This is a genomic window from Palleniella muris (assembly GCF_004792655.1).
Lineage (GTDB): Bacteria > Bacteroidota > Bacteroidia > Bacteroidales > Bacteroidaceae > Prevotella > Prevotella muris_A.
Window position 1 is genome coordinate 1 of sequence record NZ_SRZC01000050.1, and the last position, 803, is coordinate 803.

Consider the following 803-nt stretch of genomic DNA (forward strand, 5'->3'; position numbering starts at 1 on the left):
ATTATGGCAAACTACATCCGATTTGACTGGGCAATGAAGCGCATGCTGCGCAACAAAGCGGACTTCGCTGTCCTTGAAGGCCTTCTCACGACGCTTCTTGATGAGAAGATAACGATTGTGCGCATGCTTGAAAGCGAGAGCAACCAGGAGGACGAGTATGACAAGTATAACCGCGTCGACATGCTTGCCGAGAACTCCAAAGGTGAGCTGATTCTCGTTGAAGTGCAGAACAACAATGAGTTTGCGTATTTCCAGCGTATGCTTTTCGGAACGTCCAAACTTGTCACGGAGTACATAAAGCGCGGTGAAGGGTATGAGAATGTGCGGAAGGTATACAGTATTAATATAGTGTATTTCGGTCTTGGCGCAGGGACGGACTATGTCTACCACGGGACGACGGAGTTCCGCGGCATCCATAACGGCGATGTCCTTAAGCTCAGCCCATTCCAGATGGATAAGTTCAAGGCAGAGGATGTTAAGGACCTGTTCCCGGAATACTATATCCTTCGTGTGAACGACTTCAACAGACTTGCCACAACTCCATTGGAGGAGTGGCTCTACTACCTCAACACCGGTGAGATATCTGACAGCACGAGTGCCCCTGGCTTGGAGGAGGCACGCCGGCATCTTATCCTTGACCGCATGTCGAAAGACGAGCTCAAAGCCTATTACCGCCACCTTGACAATATTGTAATACTTAAAGACAACATCAACACCGAGAGGGCTGAGGGTCGTGCAGAAGGTCGTGCAGAGGGGCGTATGGAAGGAAGAGCAGAAGGAATCGTTGAAGGTCGTGCAGAAGG

General features: G+C 50.2%; 1 protein-coding gene. It reads left to right on the plus strand.

All coding sequences use genetic code 11. The annotated features are described in order from the left end of the window. Positions 1-3: 3 nt before the first annotated feature. On the plus strand, positions 4-803 hold an 800-nt coding region (locus tag E5358_RS14930; RefSeq protein WP_135940941.1), incomplete at its 3' end, for an Rpn family recombination-promoting nuclease/putative transposase.